Source organism: Streptomyces sp. NPDC029836, from assembly GCF_055574495.1.
The window spans coordinates 208,229-223,615 of sequence record NZ_JBVHZI010000010.1 but is presented as its reverse complement, the minus strand read 5'-3'; the positions used below and the strand labels follow the sequence as shown (position 1 = coordinate 223,615).

Sequence of the window (15,387 nt, the reverse complement as noted above, 5' to 3'; positions counted from 1 at the left end):
ACGGGCCGGCGGTTGCGCAGGACCGAGGTGAGCACCGCTCCCTGGAACGCGGGGAGCGTCCGCCCGAGTCGCGCGTCGATTTCCTCCAACGAGATCCGCTTCCGTTTCCTCATGTCCCCGCGTGTGCCCCCGGACGGCCCGCTGATGCGTGCGGACCGGGTGGCCGCTCCGGCTGGCGCCCGGGGCGCGGCACGCGCGAACGATGCGATCGGGCAGCCGTTTCATTTCACCAACCCGCCTTATGTGTAAGGCGGATGAAATTGAGACCGGGCGTTCGCGGTCTGCGGATTCGTCGGGGGTGCGGGAGCTGGATTGTTCGGGGTCGGGGTGTTCGGGGGTCGGGGTGTTCGGGGTGTCATATCGCCGCCAAGTTCTTGTCACAGAGCGGCAATTGCATGCTCCCTCCATGGGTCGTAGCGTTTCGGGAGAAGCTCCCGACGGGCCGAATTCGCGACCCCGGACCCTCCATTCCCGCACGCCGATCAGGAAGGCGCCCGCAGACGTGTCCGCATTCCCGCCACGTGCCGTTACCACCGCCTCCGGGCCCCTGCACCTCGCCGTCGCGCTCGACGGCGCCGGCCGGCATCCCGGCGCCTGGCGCGAGCCGGGGGCGCGTCCGGAGGCCCTCTTCACGGCCCGGTACTGGGCCGAGGTGGTCGCCGAGGCCGAGGCCGGGCTGCTGGACTTCGTCACGTTCGAGGACGGGTTCGCGCTCCAGACCTCCGCGTCCGACGGCCCGGACGGTCGTACGGACCGGGTCCGCGGGCGGCTCGACGCCGTACTGACCGCGGCCCGCGTCGCCCCGCTGACCCGGCACCTGGGCCTGGTGCCGGCCGTCACGACCACCCACACCGAGCCGTTCCACGTCTCCAAGGCCGTCGCCACCCTCGACCACGTCAGCCGGGGGCGGGCGGGTGTGCACGTCCAGGTGTCCGGACTGCCCCACGAGGAGCGGCACTTCGGGCGGCGCGCGACACCGCTGTCCGGGGCGGAGCCGTACGAGGAGGCCGCCGACCACGTGGAGGTCGTCCGGCGGCTGTGGGACAGCTGGGAGGACGACGCGGAGATCCGCGACGTGGCCACCGGTCGCTTCGTGGACCGCGCCAAGCTGCACCACATCGACTTCGAGGGGCGCTACTTCCGCGTCCGGGGCCCCTCGATCACCCCGCGCCCGCCGCAGGGCCGGCCCGTGGTGAGCGCGGCCGTGGCGCCGGGCGATTCCGACGCCGCGTACCGTCTCGTGGCCCGGTCCGCGGACCTCGGATTCCTGGCCGCGCGCGGCTTGCAGGAGTCCGTGGCCGGCGTGGAGGCTGTGCGCCGGGCCCGGGAGCCGGCGGGGCCCGGCGACGACTCCCCGCACCTGTTCGGTGAACTGATCGTCTTCCTGGACGAGGACGGCCCCGCGGCGGCCGGCCGCCGGGAACGTCTCGACGCACTCGCGGGCGGCCCGTACGACGGGGACGCCGAGGTGTTCGCCGGGAGCCCGGGCGCGCTGGCCGACCTGCTGGAGGAACGGCGCACGGCGGGCCTGTCGGGCTTCCGGCTCCACCCGGCCGCCATCGCGCACGACCTGCCCGCCATCACCCGGGGGCTGGTGCCCGAGCTCCAGCGACGCGGCCTCTTCCGCACCACGTACGGGGCGGACACCCTGCGCGGGCTGCTCGGCCTGGAACCGCACCCGGCCAACCGCTACGCCCCCGCCGCCGTCGGCCGTCCGGCCCGGCCCCGCCGCTTGACGCGAACGATCCGGAAGGACGAACCATGAGCACCGAGCCGCTCAAGCAGATCCACCTCGCGGCCCACTTCCCGGGCGTCAACAACACCACCGTCTGGAGCGACCCGGCGGCGGGCAGCCACATCGACTTCGCCTCGTTCGTCCACTTCGCCCGGACCGCCGAGCGCGCCAAGTTCGACTTCCTCTTCCTGACGGAGGGGCTGCGGCTGCGTGAACAGGGCGGCGAGATATACGACTTGGACGTGGTGGGCCGGCCGGACACCTTCACCGTGCTGGCCGCCCTCGCGGCCGTCACCGAGCGGCTCGGGCTGACCGGGACGATCAACTCGACGTTCAACGAGCCGTACGAGGTGGCCCGTCAGTTCGCCTCCCTCGACCACCTCTCCGAGGGGCGTGCCGCGTGGAACGTGGTCACCTCGTGGGACGCCTTCACCGGGGAGAACTTCCGGCGCGGCGGGTTCCTGCCGCGCGAGGAACGCTATTCGCGTGCCCGGGAGTTCCTCTCGACGGCGATCGAACTCTTCGACTCCTGGGACGGTTCGGAGATCGTCGCCGACCCGGCGACGGGCACCTTCCTGCGGGACGCCCGCGCCGGGGCCTTCGCCCACCGGGGACAGCACTTCGACATCGAGGGCCGGTTCAACGTGCCGCGCGGTCCGCAGGGCCGGCCCGTGGTCTTCCAGGCCGGCGACTCCGAGGAGGGACGGGAGTTCGCGGCCTCCGGCGCCGATGCCGTCTTCGGTCGGTACGGGACCCTGGACGAGGGCCGGGCGTTCTACGCGGACGTCAAGCGTCGGCTGGCCAAGTACGGGCGCACGCACGACCAGTTGAAGATCCTGCCGGCCGCCGGCTTCGTGCTCGGCGACACCGATGCCGAGGCCCACGAGCGCGCCCATGAGATCCGTCGGCTCCAGGTCAGCGGGCAGACCGCGATCAAGTACCTGGAGCACGTGTGGAACCGGGACCTGTCCGGCTACGACCCCGACGGACCACTGCCCGACATCGACCCGGAGACCGGTGAGAACACCATCGCGCCGGGGCGGGCCAGCGTGCGGCAGTTCCGTGACCCCCTCGCCACCGCACGCCAGTGGCGGGAGCTGGCCGAGGCGAAGAACCTCTCGATCCGCGAACTCGTGATCGCGACCACCGCCCGCCAGACGTTCGTCGGCTCCCCCGCCACGGTCGCCGAGCAGATCAACTCCCTCGTGCAGCAGGACGCGGCCGACGGATTCGTCCTGGTCCCGCACATCACCCCGGGGGGCCTCGACGTGTTCGCCGACACGGTCGTCCCGCTGCTCCAGCAGCGCGGCGTCTTCCGCTCCGAGTACGCGGGCAGGACCCTGCGCGACCACCTGGGCATCTCCGTACCCGACGCACGGCAGCCGACCGGCCGGCGCGAAGCCGGGCAGGCGGCCGGCGCCTCGTGAAGTTCCTGGCCATCACCCTGATCGCCGACTCCCCCGACCCGGTGACGGGGGCCGCGACCCGCACCCGGGAGCGGTTCCGTCAGGTCGTCTCCGCCGCCCTGCCGGCGGAGGAACTCGGATTCGACGGGTTCGGGGTGGGCGAGCGCCACGAGCGGCCGTTCCTGTCCTCCTCCCCGCCCGTGGTGCTCGCGCACATCGCCGCGCTGACCCGCGAGATCCGGCCGTACACGGCGGTGACCACCCTGAGCCTGCTCGATCCGGTACGGGCGTACGAGGACTACGCGACGCTCGACGACCTCAGCGACGGCCGGCTACCGGCCGGCGTTCGCACGGTACCTGGCGGCCCACCGGGCGCAGGGCGTGGAGCCGGTCTTCCCGACCCTGGAGGACTTCGTCGCGCGCGGTTCGGCCCTGATCGGCAGCCCGCAGCAGGTGATCGAGAAGGTGCACCGCTACCACGAGGAGTTCGGCCACACGGTGCTGTACCTGCAGGCCGAACCCGGCGGGCTCACCGACGCGGAGCACCGGGCGTCCCTCGAACTGTTCCAGGCCGAGGTCGCGCCGGTACTGCGCCGCTCGATCCCCGATCCGGCCTTCGCGGAGGCGGTTACTGGCCTCCCCGCCCAGGCCCTCCCGCTTCTCCCGCCCAGGCCCTCCCCGCTTCTCCCGCCCAGGCCCTCCCCGCTTCCCCCGCCCAGGCCCTCCCCGCTTCCCCCGACCCGTAAGGAGCACGGCCATGCCCGGCATCCCCCTCGGGGTCCTGGACCTCGTCCCGATCGTCTCCGGTTCGAACGCGGCCGAGGCCCTGCACCGCAGCGTCGACCTCGCCCGGCAGACGGAACGGTTCGGGTACGCCCGCTACTGGTTCGCCGAACACCACCTCAACCCGGGGGTGGCCGGCACCTCCCCGGCCGTGCTGCTCGCGCTGACCGCCTCCGCGACGACGAGGATCCGCATCGGTTCCGGCGCCGTCCAACTGGGGCACCGCACCGCCCTGTCCACGGTCGAGGAGTTCGGCCTGATCGACGCCCTGCACCCGGGCCGCCTCGACCTGGGCCTGGGACGTTCGGCCGGTCGGCCGCCGCAGCCCGCCCCGGACGCCGCGCCGCCCTTCGAGGGGCTGACGGCGAACGGCCTGCTGATCCCGCCCCGGTTCTCCTTCGCGCACCTGCTCGGGCACCCCCGGGTGGCCCTCCAGCAGCGGCTGCTGAACCTGCCCGGAGCCCACCCGCAGGACTATGCCGAGCAGGTGGCCGACGTATTGGCGCTGCTGCGCGGCGAGTACCGCTCCCCGGAGGGCGTGGCGGCGCACGTCGTGCCGGGCGAGGGGGCGGACGTACAGGTGTGGATCCTGGGCAGCAGCGGCGGCGTCAGTGCCGAGACGGCCGGACGGGGCGGGTTGCGCTTCGCGGCGAACTACCACGTCAGTCCGGCCTCGGTGCTGGAGGCGGCGGAGGGTTACCGGGCCGCCTTCAAGCCCTCGGACGAGCTGGACCGGCCGTACCTGACCGTGTCCGCCGACGTGGTGGTGGCCCCCGACGACGCGCGGGCGCGGGAACTGGCCGCCGGCTACGGGCCCTGGGTGCGCAGCATCCGTACCGCCGAGGGCGCGATCCGCTATCCGACGCCGCAGGAGGCGCGGCGGCTGCCCTGGACGGACGCCGACGGGGACCTCGTGGCGGACCGGGTGGACACGCGGTTCGTGGGTTCGGCGCGGACGGTCGCCGACCGCCTGGAGCGGCTCCAGGACGCCACCGGGGCCGACGAGCTGCTGATCACCACGATCACGCACGGGCACGCGGAGCGGGTCGACTCCTACCGGCTGCTGGCCGAGGAGTGGGCCCGTCGCGGCTGACCCGTCCGGGCCGGCCACGACGAGCGGGGCGGGGCGCTAGGCGCGGAGCGCTTCGACCGCCCGTCCTTCCAGTTCGAGGCTGCGGTCCACGTGTTCGGCGCAGGCGTGGAAGAGGTCCCGGCGCTCCTCGGCCCCGGCCTTCGGGTCGGCGGCGAGGGCGAGGGCGGCCAGGGCGGACCAGTGCCCGGCGGACTCCCGGAACAGCTCCGCCGGTTCGGCGCGGCCGACGAGTTCGAGGAAGTCGGCGTACAGCGGGCGGGTGGCGCCCGGCGCCGTCCACTCCTCCTCCAGGCAGGCGTACAGCCGCGCGGTGCCCTGGCGGAGGGCTTCCGGGGAGCTGCCGAAGCGGCGCTCCCAGCCGGTCTTCGTGGTCCGGTCGCGCAGCTGCGCGGCGAACTTCTCCATGCCGGTGAAGCCGAAGTTGACGTCGAACTGGTTGCCCAGGACCGGCCCGGTGAGGTGGGTGACGGTGGCGGCGACGGCCCCGTCGACGTCCGGTTCGCCCTCGGGCGGCCCGGTCGGGACGATCAGCTGGTGGCGGCCCTTGCGGTGCGCGGTCCAGGCGGCTCCGAACTCCTCGCGGTCGATGCGGTGCGGGGTGTCGGCGCCGTCCTCGATCAGCAGGTCGTCGCCGTCGTAGCCGGCGATGACGACGGTGTACGGGTCCGTGCCGGTCATCTCGGCGTCCGGGTCCGCCTCGTGCCAGGGCAGGGAGGACCGGTCGACGACGCAGAAGGCGGGCTGTCCCTCGTCGAGGGCGGCGCGGACGCGGCCCCAGCGGGGCTTCATGGCGCGGGTGGCGTCGTACGGAACGCCCAGGCGGCCGAGAGCGACCTGGACCCAGGGCTCGGGGTGGGACTGGGCCACGATGGTGGGGATGGGGTCGCGGCCCGCGTACTCGAAGACGAAGTACATGAATCCGATGCCGCCCGCCAGGCCGGCGACCAACTCCTCCGGGTGGGCGCTGCCCAGGGCGTGTCGGATCAGGGAGGCCTCGCGGTGGCGTCCGGTACCGAAGTCTTCATACACGAGCACAGTCATGACATCAGCCTAGTTGCGCCCGGAGGCCCCTTTCTCCCCGAGGTGCCGAGCGGCGCGAGCGGTACTAGCGTTTGTGGGGTGAGAGCCGCCCCCACGGGGCACGCCCCCAGCGGCCGGAGTTCCCGCACGTCATGGACGGGGACCGAGGCTCTGTCGCGTGCCCGTCTCGGGGAGGTACGTCGCATTGGACGCGTCGCTGGGGCAGACGTGCGGACGTACGGAGGCAACGCCACGATCCGCGTCGCAGCGTGTTCACGTGCGGCCGCGGCCACCCGCTCCTGCCCCGAAGACGTGGTGGGAGGAGGGTGGAAGGAAGGGTATTCCCATGCATGCACAGAGAGCGAAGCGCCTATTCGCGATTTCGGCTGCCGGCCTCCTCATGGCAGGTGGCGCCGCGATCGGCACCGCGAGTACGGCCTCGGCGGCGACCCCGTCGCACTCGGTCAGCTACCTCGCCGGTGGCGGCTGCGGCGGAGACTCCGACCACGGCGGCTGGTACAACAGCGGCTGGGACGACGATGACGACGACTGGGGCGGCTACGGCGGCCACGGTCACGGTCACGGCGACTACTGACTCCGCCCCACGGAGGAACGGTGCGCGGTCCCGCGAGGGGCCGCGCACCGCTGCGTTCCGGTGCCCGGGTGACCTCCCGATGGCCCGGCGACCTCCCCATGTCCGGATGTGACAGGAAGCCGTCATTGCGGTCACCGATGGCGGCCCCCAGGATGGGTCCATGCCCCTCACCCACCGCGTCGTCATCGCGGTCTTCCCCGATGTCGACCTCCTCGACGTCACCGGCCCGGCCGAGGTCTTCGCGCTGGCCAACCGGGAGACCGCGGGCCGCGCCGGCTACCTGGTCCGGCTCGCGGGACCGACGGCGGGCGAGGTGCGGACGTCGGCCGGTGTGCGGTTGCTGGCCGACCTGGCCTTCGACGAGGTGGGCGGGCAGGTCGACACCTTGCTCGTGCCCGGCGCCGTGGACCCGGGCGACGAGGGGCCCCGGGCCCGCGTCGACCCCGATGTGGTGGCCTGGGTGAAGGAGACCGCCCCGTACGCGCGCCGGGTGGCCTCGGTGTGCGTGGGCGCCCATCTACTGGCTGCGGCCGGGCTGTTGGACGGGCGGACGGCGACGACCCACTGGTCGACGGCGGCCCAACTCGCCGCCGACCATCCGGCCGTCACCGTCGACCCGGATCCGATCTTCGTCCGTACCGATCGGGGTCGGCTGTGGACGGGCGCCGGGATCAGCGCCTGTCTGGACCTCTCGCTCGCGCTGGTCGCCGAGGACCTCGGCGAGGAGGTGGCGTTGGCGGTGGCCCGGCAGTTGGTGATGTACCTCAAGCGGCAGGGCGGGCAGAGCCAGTTCTCCGTACCGCTCAGTCGGCCCGCGTCCGCCCGTCGGGACATCGACGCGCTGCGGCTGTGGATCGCCGGCCACCTCGCCGAGGACCTGTCGGTGCAGGTGCTGGCGGCCCGCATGTGCCTCAGTGAGCGCCACCTCGCCCGCGTCTTCGTACAGGAGACGGGCGCGAGTCCCGCCGCGTACGTGGAGGCCGCCCGGGTCGAGGTGGCCCGGCGGCTGCTGGAGACCACCGACAGCCCGGTCGCGCACGTCGCGGCCGCGGCCGGGCTCGGATCCGCGGAGACCCTGCACCGGGCCTTCCGGCGGCAACTCGCCACCACCCCGGCGGCCTACCGCCGCCGGTTCCGCACCACGGCGGGGGCCTGACCCTAGTGCTGTGACCGGAAAGGTCCACCGGGTCGCGGCGCCCGGCACGGCACCTCGCCGCGTTGTCGGACCACGGAAGTACGTCCAGTACGAGCCGCGGCCCTCCGCCTTGCGACGCACCGCACCGAACACCGCGACCCGGCAAACCTTTCCGGCCACAGCACTAGCCGGGTCACCGATTCCCGCCCTCCCCTCCACCGGGCCCGGGGGCCCTGCTCCGCCATGCCCGCGCACTGGAGTCCCGGCCCCCTCCATTCCTGAACACCTGAATTCCCGAACCCCCGAAAGGCACTCCATGAGCACGCCCACGCCCTCCACCACCCTGCGCGACGTCATCGGCCTGGACAACCGGCCTCCGAAGCTCGCCGACTCCGTCCTGATCATGGTGGACTTCCAGAACACCTACCGGACCGGTGTCATGGCCCTCGAAGGCGTCGAGGAGGCACTCGCGGCCGGCGCCCGTCTGCTGGAACGTGCCCGCGCCGCCGGCACGCCGGTCGTCCACGTACTCAACGACGGCGGCGAGGGCACCCCGTACGACATCCACGCCCACATCGGGGCCATCAGCGACGAGGTCGCCCCGGCGGCCGGTGAGCCGGTGGTGGTCAAGCAGTTCCCGAACGCCTTCCACCTGACCGAACTGGAGCGGACCCTCACCGAGCTGGGCGCGGCGCCGGGCGGCGACCGGGACCTCGTCATCGCCGGCTTCATGACGCACATGTGCGTCACGTACACGGCCCAGGGCGCGTTCAACCTCGGCTACCGTCCGACCGTCGTCGCCGAGACCACCGCCACGCGGTCCCTCGCCGCCCCCGACGGGAGCGTCCTGCCCGCCGCCGCGCTCCGGGCCGCCGCGCTGACCGGCATCACCGACCTGTTCGGCGCGGTCGTCGCCACCGTGGACGAACTGTCCGCCTGACCCGTACGGACCGGCCCCCGGCGCCCCGGCGGGCGGGGGCGGTCCGGGGCGCGTGCCGTTGCGGGCCGTGAGCGGGCGACGTACCGCCGAACGGCGCGCCGGCGGCGTCGTGGTGAGGGCGCGCGGCTCCTGGGGCCGGCATCCTGGTAGCCGCCCGCCCCCGGGGCGGTCCGCTCCCCCGCGGGAATGCGCGGGGGTCGGGTGGAGTTGCCCCGGCACAGGTTCTTCCCTCCCGAAGGAGCGTCCCGTGCCGCTTTCTCCCGCCGAACGCGAGGAGTTCCTCGCCGAAGCCCACATCGCCGCGTTCGCCGTGGACGCCGGTTCCGAAGGGGACCGGGCCCCGCTGACGGTCCCCATCTGGTACCAGTACTCCCCCGGCGGCGACATCTGGATCATGACGGGCCGGGACTCCCGCAAGGCCGTGCTGCTCGCGGCCGCGGGCCGGTTCAGCCTGATGGTCGACCGGGTCGAGCCGTCGATCCGCTACGTGGCCGTGGAGGGGCCGGTCCTGTCGACGGAACCGGCGACCCGCGAGCGGCTGACGGAGCTCGCCGCCCGGTACCTGCCGGCGGACAAGGTCGAGGGGTACGTCGACTTCGCGTGGAAGGACCACGGCGAGCAGATCGTCGTCCACATGCGCCCGCAGCGCTGGGTAAGCTCGGACCTAGGCCAGGTCTGATCCGGAGGGTGCGCCCGGCGGTCCCGTCGGGGTTCCGTACGGTCAGCGGCGGCGGAGCCAGCCCGGGCGTCTGCGGGAGCTGCGGGGGCCGCGTTCCGAGGGCAGGGGCGGGGCGAGGGCGAACGTCACGGTGATGTGCGCGCCCCCGCGCGGGCCGCGGGTGATGCGCAGGGAACCGCCGGTGACGTCCGCGGCCCGCCGGGCGATGTCGAGGCCGAGCCCCGACGAACCGCTGCTGCTGCCCCGGGACAGGGCCCGGCCCGGCTCCGGGATGCCCGGTCCGGAGTCCTCCACGACCAGTTCCACGGCCTGCGCGGTCCGTGCGACGCGGACGCCGAACGGGGTCCCGGACGCTGTGTGGCGGAAGACGTTGCCGATGAGCGCGTCGACCACGGCGGCGAGGTCGTCGTCGGACAGGGCGACGGCCGTGGGTTCCTGCGTGAGTTCGACGGCGCAGGGCCGGTTCTGCTGTTCGGCCAGGATCGCCCAGAAGGAGGTCCGGCGCCGGACCACATCGGCGGCCTCGCAGCGCGCGGATTCGCCGTGGGAGGTGGGGCTGTCCGTGCCGAGCAGGCCGTGGCCCATCGGGCCGACGGCGAGCGGGGTGCGGGCCGCCGTGATGATGGCTTCGAGTTCCGTCTCCAGTTCGGCGACCGCGGCCTCGACGCGGGCCGACTCCGGCGTGCCGGCCATGCGTTCCGAGGCCAGGTGCAGGGCGGTCAGCGGGGTCCGCAACCGGTGCGACAGGTCGGCGACCAGTTCGCGTTCGACGGCGAGCAGTTCGGTCATCCGGTGCGCCATGGCGTTGAAGGCGACGCCCGCGTCGCGCAGTTCCCGGGGGCCCATCGGGTCGACGCGGGCGTCGAGATCGCCCTCCCCCAGCGCGCGCGAGGCCTGCGCGAGCCGCCGGGAGGACCGTACGACCTTCGCGCCGAGCCGGTCGGCGACCATGACGGACCCTGCGACGAGCCCGATGGCGAGGAGGACCATGACGGCCCAGGAGGCCTTGACCCCGCGGGTCAGATCCGCCTCGGGAACGAAGTTCTCGATGACGGCGACCCGGTCGCCGGGCAGCACCACCGGTTGCAGGGACGTCCAACCGGCCGGGATCTCCTGGGAGATGGACTCGCGTCCCTGTTGTGCGCGTTTCAGCAGTTCCGCGGGGGCGTGGGAGGTGCCGAGGGGTGGTGCGTCCGGCAGGTGGATCACCAGGTGTTCCGTCGCGTCGAGTCCCGCGACGGACTCCCGCAGGGCGGACGGGTCGGTGGTCAGCGTCAGGACGGGGGCGAGGGCGGCCGCGCGCTGTTCGGCGGCGGTGACGCTCTGCTCCTTGACCAGCGACATGACGAGTGCGGCCAGCGGTATCAGGAAGGAGAGGGCGACCATGGACGTCACGGCGAGCGCGACTCCGGCCAGTGAGCGTCTCACCGCGGTGCCACCAGTTTGATGCCGACCCCCCGGACGGTCAGCAGGTAGCGCGGGGCCGCGGCGCGTTCGCCGAGCTTGCGGCGCAGGGACGACAGGTGGACGTCCACGGTCTGGTCGTCCACGTAGGGCTCGCGCCAGACCTCGCTGAGCAGGCGCCGTTTGGAGACGACCTGACCGCTGTGGTGGGCGAGGAAGGCCAGCAGGTCGAACTCCCGGCGGGTGAGGCGCAGTTCCAGCCCGGCCAGGTGCGCGGTGCGGGCGGCGGGGTCGACGGTGAGTGCGCCGACGGTGGTCGCCCGCAGCGGTTCGGCGGCCGGCGCCGACCCGGGGGCGGTGCTCGGGTGCGTCGGCGGCACGTGGCTGGTGCGCCGCAGGACCGCGGAGAGGCGGGCGATGAGCTGGCCGCCGGAGAACGGTTTGACCAGGTAGTCGTCGGCGCCCGCGTTGAGGAGCTTGATGATCTCCGTCTCGTCGTCGCGGGCGGTGGCCACGAGGACGGGGACGGAGGAGATGCCGCGGATCATCCGCAGGGCGTCCCCTCCGTCCAGGTCGGGCAGTCCGAGGTCCAGGACCACCGCGTCGACGGATATCTGGGTGATCTCCCGCAGGGCGCCGAAACCGTCGCCCACGCTCCGTACGGCATACCCGTGTTCCGACAGGACCTCGATGAGTGACTGACGGATGCTGGGGTCGTCTTCCACGACGAGGACGCTGGGCATGGGGACACCTTAGGTGCTCGGCCGCGGGAGGTCGTGAGCAGGCGGCGGGCGGCCCTCACCACGTCTCGGAACGCGCCCGGGGACCCGCCCTACGGCGCGGCGAGCGTCGCGCCGGCGGCGGTGACCCGCAGCTGGACGGGGCGGTCGGTGACGGGGATGGTGCACCCTTGGTCGGTGCTGCAGCTCGCGTACCCGAACAGGACGCTCGCCTCCCCGTCGGCGCCGGCGCGCACGGGCAGGGTGAGGGTGACCGGGCCGTCCGGGTAGACCGGTACGGGGGCGTCGACGCCGGGCAGGGCGATGTCGCGCACCTGCGCACCGGCCTTCGGTGCGCCCGTCGCGGTGAGGGCGCCGGCGACCTTCATCGTGGTGGGCCTGCCGACGCCCTCGACTCCGGTGGCCGGTAGCTCCGCGCTGTACAGGTGGAAGCCCTCCTCCGGGGTGAACACGGCGGTCAGGGTGCCCTTCGAGGCCTGCCAGTCGGACACCGAGAGGGCGACGGTGACGCCGTTCTCGGTGAAGCGGGTGACGGGCGCGGGGGCGTTCGTCCCCGGAGACCGTCCCCCGCAGCCGGTGAGCGGCGCGCTCAGGGCGAGGAGCGCCGCGACCGTGCGGGCGCTTCGGGCGTACCCGGCCCGGCGGGGCGCGTGCGGACGCGGCGGTCTCATGACGCCCACTGGCGGAGGAAGGCGTTGAGTCCCTCGGCGGTCAGCGACGGGTTGCCCGTGGCGTGGGTGTCGGTACGCACCGTGCCGGAGGGCGACAGGACGACCAGGACCGGCATCTTGTAACTACCGCCCCCGGGGCTGTACTTGCGCAGGAGCGTCGAGGCGGCGGAGCTGCTGCCACCGATGTCGATCTTGACCATGTGGTACGACTCCCCGAGCAGGGCAGCCGTCTGCGGTTGGGCGAACACCTTGTCGGCCGCCTTGCAGTTGCCGCACCAGTTGGCGCCGAAGTCGAGCAGGACCATCCTCCCGTCGGCCTTGGCGGCGCGCAGCGCCGCGTCCACCTGCGCCTGCCCGACCGAACCGTCGTAGCCGGGCCCGGGTATCCGGCCGGCGGGCGCGGGCGCGGCCGAGGTCCGGGGCGGCTGGGAGGGGGTACGGGACGGGGTCGCCGTCTTCGTCCGCGACGGGGTGGGCGAGGAGTCGGTGGGGGTGCTCGCGGACGCGGAGGGCGAGGCCGGGGGCTTCGTACCAGGTGACACCGAGGCGGAGGCGGACGCCGACGCGGACTCGGACTCGGAAGCGGACGGGGCCTCGGAGGACGTCGCGGGCGACGAACCGGCCACGGACGCCGAGGCGGCGCCGACGGGCGGGGAGGAGGTTCCGCAGGCGGCGGTCAACCCCGCCGCGACCACGACCGCGGCGACCAGTGGCAGGCGCGCCCCGGGGCGGGCGGCGGATCCCGGCTGTGCGTCGCGGCGGGCGCGGACGGGTCGGAGCAGGCGAGGACTCATGGCGAAGACACCCCAAGGCACGGTTCGGACTGCGGGAGGGACGGCGGCGCCTCCCGACTCGGTGAAACCGGCGGCCCGAGCGATCGCCGGGTCGTCACGCCCGGGACGCCGAGGCCGCTCGGCTGACGCGAGCCTAGGGGCCCGCGCCACGTCCTGGGCCCTCCGGGACCGATCTTGAGGTTGCCCTAAGGAAGAGCTCACCTTCCGCTTCGCCGGAACACGTCGATCGGTGGGCGTAAGCCACCTCCGCACGCGAAAGGTGACGGGTACGGCGGATGGCGCGGATCGGGCGCGGCGGCGATGCCCGTCGAACTGCCGCCGCGCGAATCGGAAGGAGCTTGGGGTTCAGAACGACGTCTCGCGGACGCTCGCCTTCGCCACCGGCTCGATCGTCGCCGAGATGACCGACCGGTGGTCCCCGGCGCTGAACGTGACCGTGAGGGTGTCGTCGGAGGTCTGTGACGTGGTGGCCTTGAAGCCCCGGCCGGGCACCGCCGAGATCAGACACACCCCGCGGGCGCCGTACCGGACCGTGGCCTTGCCGCCCTGGGAGGGGATGGTGTGCAGACCGGGCCCGCCCTCCTGGCAGTCGACGGCGGGCTTCGGCGCGGGCGCCTTCGTCGTGGTCGGCGGGGCCTTCGGGGAGGTGCTGGGGGACGCCGAGGGCGACGGCCGCTCCGACACCGAGGGCGAGCCGCTCCCGGACGGGGTGACGGAAGCGGAAGGGGACGGCGGTCCGCTCGACGGCGCCGTCACCGCTTCCCAGGCCGGCGGGGATTCCACGACCGTCGGAGCGGAACGGGCGACCGGGGGCGTGTGCCGGGTCGAGCCGACCACGAACTGGACCGTGGCGAGCACGGCGGTCACGCTGGTGGCCGTGCACGACAGCCATATGAGCAAGTAGCGCGGAATTCGGGGCACGGCCCCATAGTGACCGACGGACCGGACCACCTGTCACCGCCTCCCCCATCGGGCGCCCGCCCGCCTCCGGGCCGCCGGTCGCGCCGGAGCGCAGGCGGGTGGGACCGTACGCGCGGGCCGGGAACGCAGACGTCCTCCGGGCCCGGGGGGCGGGCCGGAGGACGTCTGCCGCGCGGCGGCCGTACCTGGGGGCTCGACGGCCGCCGGGACGTTCTCTCCTGCGGGTTCCCTACTCGGATTCCGGAGCCGGACTCCCGCTGGAGTCTCCTGCTTCGGGTCCCTGCTCCGGGTCCCTGCTTCGGGTCCCTGCCTCGGGTTCCTACTTCGGCGCGCCGAAGTTCTGCGTCCACCACGGGCCGCCGTCGCCCTTGTGGACGCCTATGCCGATCTCGCGGAACGCGCAGTTGAGGATGTTCGCCCGGTGGCCGGAGCTGTTCATCCAGGCCGACATGACCGCGGCGGCGTCCGCCTGGCCGCGGGCTATGTTCTCGCCCAGGCGGGACCAGGCGTAGCCCGCGGCTTCCACCCGGGTCGTCATGGTGGACCCGTCGGGTCCGGTGTGGGACATGACGCCGCTGCGCGCCATGGTGTCGCTGTACGCGCGGGCGGCGGAGTTCAGCTTGGCGTTCGCGGTCAGCGGGCCGCAACCGGCCGTCGCGCGCTCCTTGTTGACCAGGGCGAGGACCGCGGACTCGGAGTCCCCCGAGGTGCTGCCGCCGGACCCGCCGGAGCCTGCGGAGGTACCGCCGTTGCCGCCCGATCCGCCCGAGGTTCCGCCGCCGGTCGGAGCGGTCGTACGCGTCGGCTTGCTGGTCTCGGGGGCCTTCGGCTTGGCCGGTCCGTCGTCCGCCGCGGCGGGCTTCGTGGGCGCCGCGGAGCCGGGGGTGGTGGCGGCGGGCGGCGCGGCGGGCATCGAGCCCGACGCGGCGGCGGCTTCGGCGCTGAGCGACGGGGAGGGCGAGGCGGGCGTGGACGTGGGGGTCGCCGACGCGTCGCCGCCGCCGGGGAGGTCGCCGGGGGGCGTCGTCGCGGCCTGCCGGCCGGCGGCGCCGTCGGCGCGCTGCTCCACGCGCGCACCGCCGTCGGAGTCGGCCACGGCGACGCCGACCGCGACCGCCGCGGCCGCCGACGCCGCGGTGACGGACAGGACGATGCGGGTGCGCACCGTCTTCTTCCGCCGAGCGTCGGTCCGGGACGGCGTTGCGGGAGTTCGGCTGCGACTCATGCCTGTAGCACCTCACTGAGAGTGGGGAGGGGGGTGGTGCGATCGAGACTAGGACGGTGATCAGCGAAAAGACCGCCAGGAGGGGGTACTTCAGGTTCCCTTAAGGAAGCCCGCAGGGTCGGATCAGGAACAACTCGGGTCAAACACCGCGCACATGACCGGCGGCGATCCGCTCGCGCCAACAACCGCAGCGACGACCCCCGTGCGCCACACCCTCGGCGCCGAGGGCGAGCCTGGGGCGAAGGG

General features: G+C 73.7%; 15 protein-coding genes. 8 read left to right on the top strand and 7 right to left on the bottom strand.

Annotated elements, in window-relative coordinates; translation table 11 throughout:
* The first annotated feature begins 502 nt into the window (after nucleotides 1-502).
* From ACZ4XJ_RS26920 to ACZ4XJ_RS26905, 4 genes are read left to right on the top strand one after another with little or no spacing between them, the layout of a single operon-like run.
* Entirely contained in the window at nucleotides 503-1,765 is a 1,263-nt protein-coding gene (locus ACZ4XJ_RS26920) for an LLM class flavin-dependent oxidoreductase (RefSeq protein ID WP_468497677.1), read from the top strand.
* Nucleotides 1,762-3,162, top strand: a complete 1,401-nt coding sequence (locus ACZ4XJ_RS26915; RefSeq protein ID WP_468497676.1) for an NtaA/DmoA family FMN-dependent monooxygenase — start codon at nucleotides 1,762-1,764, stop codon at nucleotides 3,160-3,162. The genes ACZ4XJ_RS26920 and ACZ4XJ_RS26915 overlap by 4 nt, the downstream gene beginning before the upstream one ends.
* Nucleotides 3,159-3,887, top strand: coding sequence for an LLM class flavin-dependent oxidoreductase (locus ACZ4XJ_RS26910; protein ID WP_468497675.1), 729 nt, complete (start codon nucleotides 3,159-3,161; stop codon nucleotides 3,885-3,887). Before ACZ4XJ_RS26915 ends, ACZ4XJ_RS26910 begins: the two co-directional genes overlap by 4 nt.
* An 11-nt stretch (nucleotides 3,888-3,898) precedes the next feature.
* Nucleotides 3,899-5,017, top strand: a complete 1,119-nt coding sequence (locus ACZ4XJ_RS26905) for an LLM class flavin-dependent oxidoreductase (RefSeq protein WP_468497674.1) — start codon at nucleotides 3,899-3,901, stop codon at nucleotides 5,015-5,017.
* Between the two features lie 36 nt (nucleotides 5,018-5,053).
* Here the strand turns inward: ACZ4XJ_RS26905 and ACZ4XJ_RS26900 are convergent, their stop codons facing one another.
* Nucleotides 5,054-6,058: a BtrH N-terminal domain-containing protein gene (locus ACZ4XJ_RS26900; RefSeq protein ID WP_468497673.1), complete on the bottom strand. Its 1,005-nt coding sequence runs from the start codon at nucleotides 6,056-6,058 to the stop codon at nucleotides 5,054-5,056.
* Between the two features lie 325 nt (nucleotides 6,059-6,383).
* Between ACZ4XJ_RS26900 and ACZ4XJ_RS26895 the strand changes: the two genes are divergently transcribed.
* The 4 genes from ACZ4XJ_RS26895 (at nucleotide 6,384) to ACZ4XJ_RS26880 (ending at nucleotide 9,386) form a co-directional block, all read left to right on the top strand.
* The gene (locus ACZ4XJ_RS26895; protein WP_362883181.1) at nucleotides 6,384-6,632 is read left to right on the top strand and encodes a hypothetical protein; all 249 of its coding nucleotides are present in this window, start codon (nucleotides 6,384-6,386) and stop codon (nucleotides 6,630-6,632) included.
* 160 nt (nucleotides 6,633-6,792) lie between these two features.
* Nucleotides 6,793-7,788: a GlxA family transcriptional regulator gene (locus ACZ4XJ_RS26890; RefSeq protein WP_468497672.1), complete on the top strand. Its 996-nt coding sequence runs from the start codon at nucleotides 6,793-6,795 to the stop codon at nucleotides 7,786-7,788.
* Nucleotides 7,789-8,083: 295 nt separating this feature from the next.
* On the top strand, nucleotides 8,084-8,707 hold the full coding sequence (locus ACZ4XJ_RS26885; protein WP_468497671.1) for a cysteine hydrolase family protein: 624 nt from the start codon (nucleotides 8,084-8,086) through the stop codon (nucleotides 8,705-8,707).
* 247 nt (nucleotides 8,708-8,954) lie between these two features.
* Nucleotides 8,955-9,386, top strand: coding sequence for a pyridoxamine 5'-phosphate oxidase family protein (locus ACZ4XJ_RS26880; protein WP_362883176.1), 432 nt, complete (start codon nucleotides 8,955-8,957; stop codon nucleotides 9,384-9,386).
* A 42-nt stretch (nucleotides 9,387-9,428) separates the two neighbouring features.
* Here ACZ4XJ_RS26880 and ACZ4XJ_RS26875 read toward each other — a convergent pair whose 3' ends face one another.
* The 6 genes from ACZ4XJ_RS26875 to ACZ4XJ_RS26850 all read right to left on the bottom strand — a co-directional run bounded on the left by ACZ4XJ_RS26875 (nucleotide 9,429) and on the right by ACZ4XJ_RS26850 (nucleotide 15,141).
* On the bottom strand, nucleotides 9,429-10,814 hold the full coding sequence (locus tag ACZ4XJ_RS26875; RefSeq protein WP_468497670.1) for a sensor histidine kinase: 1,386 nt from the start codon (nucleotides 10,812-10,814) through the stop codon (nucleotides 9,429-9,431).
* Complete coding sequence (locus ACZ4XJ_RS26870) at nucleotides 10,811-11,533, bottom strand: response regulator transcription factor (RefSeq protein ID WP_468497669.1); 723 nt, start codon at nucleotides 11,531-11,533, stop codon at nucleotides 10,811-10,813. The genes ACZ4XJ_RS26875 and ACZ4XJ_RS26870 overlap by 4 nt, the downstream gene beginning before the upstream one ends.
* Before the next feature lie 89 nt (nucleotides 11,534-11,622).
* Nucleotides 11,623-12,201: a hypothetical protein gene (locus ACZ4XJ_RS26865; protein WP_468497668.1), complete on the bottom strand. Its 579-nt coding sequence runs from the start codon at nucleotides 12,199-12,201 to the stop codon at nucleotides 11,623-11,625.
* Nucleotides 12,198-12,995 carry a thioredoxin family protein gene (locus tag ACZ4XJ_RS26860; protein WP_468497667.1) on the bottom strand — a complete coding sequence of 266 codons (798 nt, stop codon included), beginning with the start codon at nucleotides 12,993-12,995 and terminating at the stop codon, nucleotides 12,198-12,200. The genes ACZ4XJ_RS26865 and ACZ4XJ_RS26860 overlap by 4 nt, the downstream gene beginning before the upstream one ends.
* A gap of 345 nt (nucleotides 12,996-13,340) precedes the next feature.
* Complete coding sequence (locus tag ACZ4XJ_RS26855) at nucleotides 13,341-13,916, bottom strand: hypothetical protein (protein WP_362883168.1); 576 nt, start codon at nucleotides 13,914-13,916, stop codon at nucleotides 13,341-13,343.
* Nucleotides 13,917-14,235: 319 nt separating this feature from the next.
* Nucleotides 14,236-15,141: a CAP domain-containing protein gene (locus ACZ4XJ_RS26850; RefSeq protein ID WP_362883166.1), complete on the bottom strand. Its 906-nt coding sequence runs from the start codon at nucleotides 15,139-15,141 to the stop codon at nucleotides 14,236-14,238.
* Between the last annotated feature and the right edge of the window lie 246 nt (nucleotides 15,142-15,387).

Excerpts from the sequence above, each read along its gene's own strand:
- ACZ4XJ_RS26890 (WP_468497672.1), top strand. The coding sequence starts at position 6,793 with ATGCCCCTCACCCACCGCGTCGTCATCGCGGTCTTCCCCGATGTCGAC.
- ACZ4XJ_RS26885 (WP_468497671.1), top strand. The coding sequence starts at position 8,084 with ATGAGCACGCCCACGCCCTCCACCACCCTGCGCGACGTCATCGGCCTG.
- ACZ4XJ_RS26895 (WP_362883181.1), top strand. The coding sequence starts at position 6,384 with ATGCATGCACAGAGAGCGAAGCGCCTATTCGCGATTTCGGCTGCCGGC.
- ACZ4XJ_RS26865 (WP_468497668.1), bottom strand. The coding sequence starts at position 12,201 with ATGAGACCGCCGCGTCCGCACGCGCCCCGCCGGGCCGGGTACGCCCGA.
- ACZ4XJ_RS26870 (WP_468497669.1), bottom strand. The coding sequence starts at position 11,533 with ATGCCCAGCGTCCTCGTCGTGGAAGACGACCCCAGCATCCGTCAGTCA.
- ACZ4XJ_RS26860 (WP_468497667.1), bottom strand. The coding sequence starts at position 12,995 with ATGAGTCCTCGCCTGCTCCGACCCGTCCGCGCCCGCCGCGACGCACAG.
- ACZ4XJ_RS26905 (WP_468497674.1), top strand. The coding sequence starts at position 3,899 with ATGCCCGGCATCCCCCTCGGGGTCCTGGACCTCGTCCCGATCGTCTCC.
- ACZ4XJ_RS26850 (WP_362883166.1), bottom strand. The coding sequence starts at position 15,141 with ATGAGTCGCAGCCGAACTCCCGCAACGCCGTCCCGGACCGACGCTCGG.
- ACZ4XJ_RS26900 (WP_468497673.1), bottom strand. The coding sequence starts at position 6,058 with ATGACTGTGCTCGTGTATGAAGACTTCGGTACCGGACGCCACCGCGAG.
- ACZ4XJ_RS26915 (WP_468497676.1), top strand. The coding sequence starts at position 1,762 with ATGAGCACCGAGCCGCTCAAGCAGATCCACCTCGCGGCCCACTTCCCG.